Annotated in this window: 3 protein-coding genes; all 3 read right to left on the bottom strand. The window is 42.1% G+C overall.

What is annotated here, in order from left to right; genetic code table 11:
- Positions 1 to 16: 16 nt before the first annotated feature.
- Entirely contained in the window at positions 17 to 916 is a 900-nt protein-coding gene (locus tag GIW82_RS14650) for a rolling circle replication-associated protein (RefSeq protein WP_154750699.1), read from the bottom strand.
- 265 nt (positions 917 to 1,181) lie between these two features.
- Positions 1,182 to 1,391 carry a hypothetical protein gene (locus tag GIW82_RS14645; RefSeq protein WP_154750698.1) on the bottom strand — a complete coding sequence of 70 codons (210 nt, stop codon included), beginning with the start codon at positions 1,389 to 1,391 and terminating at the stop codon, positions 1,182 to 1,184.
- A gap of 99 nt (positions 1,392 to 1,490) precedes the next feature.
- Entirely contained in the window at positions 1,491 to 1,637 is a 147-nt protein-coding gene (locus GIW82_RS14640; protein ID WP_154750697.1) for a hypothetical protein, read from the bottom strand.
- Positions 1,638 to 1,761 lie beyond the last annotated feature (124 nt).

Below are 1,761 nucleotides of genomic sequence, written 5' to 3'. Positions count from 1 at the left end.
GAAAATCTGTTTGCATTTAGCTGTTATTCTGCTGTCTTTTTAGGTTATACTGTTCATAGGTTATAGTGTTCTTAAAATCGTCTTTCTCGACGTGATACGATTTTTTAAAGTGGGGTTTCACAGACCCTACTATTTTTTTTGCCTTTTTATATTCCATTTCCTCACGTTCCGGAAAAACAATCCCCTTAGACTTCCTGTAAAGGTTCATCCCCGGAGGATACCAGTCAAGCCTACCACCCTTTATAAACTTCTTCTCCTTGCCGTCTACCTGCTTCACAATGACCTGTGTTTGGTCACTTCTCGGCTGAAAGTCGTCAGGAACAGGATGGTCCGCAAGATAAGCCGATAGATATGCTCCTATATTGTCTATATCTACTAAGCTTTTAACCTGTACAAACCCTTGCCCCCAAATAGAAGCCAGCTCATTAGACGGTATAAACACCCTATCTAGCTCGTTAAAACGGAGCAAAACGTGTAAATGCCACTGTCCGCTTGCATGTGGTTCGACCACGCTTAAATAGTCAATGGTGGACTCGTCCTTATAACGATACTTGAGACGTTTCATAAAGTTTTTGGTAGCAGTGGTTACCATTCCATTATCAAATGACTCCTGGGCAAATGTGAGCGTTAGAAAGAGTTCATTTCTCCCACCGACAAAATTGTTGTTAATCAAATAACGTAGCTTCTTGAAAGTTTTACGGAGCGAATTCATATTATCAGCACGTGTATTGGATTTTTCGTATTCCAGGATCTCGCCAGTTTCTATCACCATATATCTATCAGCGTCCAGCTTTAACGTGTGATTGGTTGTGTTCTTCTTCAGCATGTGTTGCACTTCAACCACGTGACCCATCTTCGTTACTGTCACATAGTCACCCTCCTTTATTACATACTCATTCTCATCGTTTAAATTCAAGTTAGCACCCCCTCATATACTTTTCGCCCGAAGTTGAATCAAAATCAAGTTAATAAGAGCCATCACGTAAAATGTTAAAAATGGACAGTCGATTGCCACCGTTCCCAGTCGCCATTGACATTGAGCCTTTCGGGCAGTGATTCTCTAACCGGGCCTAACCCGTCAGGAAAAACATCTGCCGGCTAAGGCACGGTAAGCCTATCACAGCCCTGCTCAACGTAAATGGATCGCTTCGCTCGACTTCCACTGGCAGCTACCTCCTGTGTTATTCAGTAGGTTTCTGTTGTTCTTGGATTTGTGCTTGTTGCAAAAATTCTAGCACGTCCTTAAATCCTAAAGCCTCGTTTTGTGTTCTATACTGCTCTGTCATTAGGATGATGAAAGCATTCATACTCAATGCCCGCTTATTAGCTTCCTCTTGAATCCAGTCATACGTATCCGGAGAGACCTTCAAACTAATACGCTTCACTTCCATGTAAACTCCTCCTTGCATAATGTAAAAAAGAGCCTACGTGGTGTTGTAGACTCCTTTATATTCAGTTGTAACTCAATTATAGCGTACATCTAACGCAAGTCAACTGTCTTTCAGCAGTATCGTAATAATAAATGCGACAGGATTCGACAGCCCGGGGACCCCCGGCAGTGCCGGCACCCTCACGCTGTCGAATCCTGTCGCATTCAATGGGAACGGATATTCGCTCGAACGAAAATCTGTTTGCATTTAGCTGTTATTCTGCTGTCTTTTTAGGTTATACTGTTCATAGGTTATAGTGTTCTTAAAATCGTCTTTCTCGACGTGATACGATTTTTTAAAGTGGGGTTTCACAGACCCTACTATTTTTTTT

Origin of the sequence: Planomicrobium sp. YIM 101495, from assembly GCF_009707665.1 — a bacterium.
Lineage (GTDB): Bacteria > Bacillota > Bacilli > Bacillales_A > Planococcaceae > Planococcus.
Note: the sequence above shows the minus strand (reverse complement) of the source record. Positions and strands in the feature narration are given on the sequence as shown.